The following is a 2,697-nucleotide window of genomic DNA, read 5'->3' on the forward strand; positions in this document are numbered from 1 at the left end:
CACCAAATGCCATGAATGTTCCTCATATTTTTGCCTATCTCATTATTTCTGTTTATCTTTTTGTGGGGATTCGTCAGCCTCTGACCCATAACAGGTTTTATCTCTATCTAATGATGAACAAGCCCTTAAAGCGCTTATTTTAACAGCGCTGAAGCTGTCGAGTCATGTGTAGGGTTTTCATACAGTTTGCACAGTAAAGAGTTAATAAACTTTTGCGGGGCGAAAATTTTATAGGTTTTTCTATTTAATATGAATCCAAAAAAAATAATGTTTCGTCTATTTGAACACTTTGTGAACTATACGCAAGAAATCTAATTAAGCATCTATTTTTATTGAATTTTTATTGAGATCTCAATCCAGTATTTGTGAAAATCTTCAATACTCACTCTACTCTCCTCAGCTAGAATCCATGCGCTATTTACTTACCGAATGGCGTTTCCCTTTGAGCCAGTGCGCTCAATTTAAAATCAGGACATATAATGAAAAAGCTAAGCTTACTTGCCGCCTCAATAGGCATCATTTTGGCAGGTTGTAGTAGTGATGATGACAATGCGATTAACACGTTCGAAGTTAAGGCTATCGACGGTTATCTAGTAAATGCCGATATTTACGCGGGCGACAAGTGCGACACAAAGGCTGGCGTCACCAATGATCGCGGCATTGCAAAAATTGATGAGAAATTCAAAGATCAAAAACTATGTGTGAAAGCCGTTGTAGGTCAAACCATTGATAGCGATCGCGGTCTTGTCACCAAAGCATTCGAATTATCTGCACCAGCTGACTCTAAGGTTATCAACCCGATGACTAATCTTGTGGTTGAAAAGATGCAGGCGACACCGACTCTAACAGCTGAAGACGCAAAAGCTGAAGTTACCGAGCAGTTTGCGGCACTCAACGCAACATCAGAGCAGTTATTCGGTGACTACATTGCTGATGCTAATGCTGGCAACAAAGTGGCTGAAGGAATCAAGGTTATCGGCGAGACCTTAGTCGATGCGCAGGTTGAAGACACTGATGTCTCTACAGAGATCTTAAACGACTTAGTGACAGATGTTGCTGACAAAGTTGATAATAAAGAAGATCTTGACGATTACGCACCAGTCATTGATAAAGAAGAAGGCTTCAAGCCAAACCACAGACCAAACATCACTTTAACTGACGCAGAGCAAGATAAGCTGGAAAAGATTAAGCTTGAGCTTGGTCAAGCTATCGAAGCGATTGAGCTTAAGGCCGCTTTCGCCGATTCAGATAGTGACTTATTTACTATTGAAGTGAAAAGCGAAGATGGAAAGGAGCTAGCTGCGCTAGGCCTAGTATTCAACCAAACAACTGGCGTACTAAGCGGCAAGCCATTAACAGCTGGTGAAATTGAGCTTCATGCCTATGCGACGGACAGCCATGGTGCACGTTCATACCCACTAGAAATTGAAATCGACGTAACTAGCCCGAACTCTGCACCGACAGTTGATAGCCAGGAAAAAGCTGAAATTGAAGCCGATCTTAAAGGGTTAAATCTAACTCAAGGCGAAACCGTCGATACAACAATCGAACTTGACGATCTGTTTAACGATGTCGATGAAGATAGCCTGAAGCTAGTTGCGACCACTAACATGCAAGGCGTTAGCCTTAATATTGAACAAGGTGATGACCTACGCTTAACTGGTAAGCCAGAGCTTGCTGGTGAATTCACTATCACAGTAACAGCTGATGATGGTGTTAACGCTGCAGTTAAAGCGGATCTCAAGCTATCTGTTGCCAATAACGACATCACGCCTGATCCAGAGGCACACCCGCTAGAAGGCAAGAATTGGTATGTTTTAGAACACGGCAGTGATGATGGTGTTGATAACGGCCAAGATTTCCAGCGTGTTTGGTGTGAGACTTATAAGTTCGTCGACGGTAACGTGCTAATGAACAAGCGTAACCTAAGCAACTTAACCGAATGTTCTGCAGAAGCGACTGAAAAAGTCGGTAGCTATACTGTCAAGGGTGACAAGCTTGAAGCTCGCTTTGTGATGGAAGGTAATGAAGTAGAAACCTCAACTATCACCACTAAGCCTGCATTAAATGGCATTGGCGCTGGCGCACAAACTGTTGCTATTCACGGTGAGCGTTATACTTTCTTTGCTAATGATGACGATGCAGAGCGTCGTTTAGACATCGAGTCAGATGACAATGCAGACGAGCGTAGCTTCGCCATTGAAATGCCTGATTTTAGCGTAAGAGGTAAGTACAACCTAGTGCAAATCAGCTTACAGACCAACGATGTAGGTGATGACGTTGATATGTATTTTGATCTTCCAGGTAAAGATTTAACCTGTGAATCGGTACGTGAATTCTACAATCCTCAGCTAACAGCTATTGGCCTGCCTAAATACGGTGTTTCGGCACAGCTAATGGACAATGATAGCGAAGAGTTTAACTTCTGTGTAGCACAGTTTACCCTTCCAACAAACCTACCTGCAGGTACGGTTTATAGCATAGTTGGTCAACTAGCCAATGAAGATGATGCAGATATTGTTGAGCCAATCAAGGCTAACATCGAATGGACTGGTACAGCCAATAACGACTAATTCGTTATTGCTGATTAAATAACTGCATACTTAAAAGGAGAGCCTAGGCTCTAATGCCGATCATTTAGCAGTTTATTGATCGGTTGACCGATCTTTATAAGATGGCAAAATCCGAGTGTTTTTA

The 2,697-nt window shown here is 42.3% G+C and carries 1 protein-coding gene; it reads left to right on the plus strand.

The genetic code is table 11. The features are described from left to right. Positions 1-479: 479 nt before the first annotated feature. The gene (locus ACVBIK_RS20595) at positions 480-2,573 is read left to right on the plus strand and encodes a hypothetical protein (protein ID WP_447170420.1); all 2,094 of its coding nucleotides are present in this window, start codon (positions 480-482) and stop codon (positions 2,571-2,573) included. Positions 2,574-2,697: the final 124 nt, after the last annotated feature.

This window comes from Shewanella sp. 125m-1 (assembly GCF_052977065.1).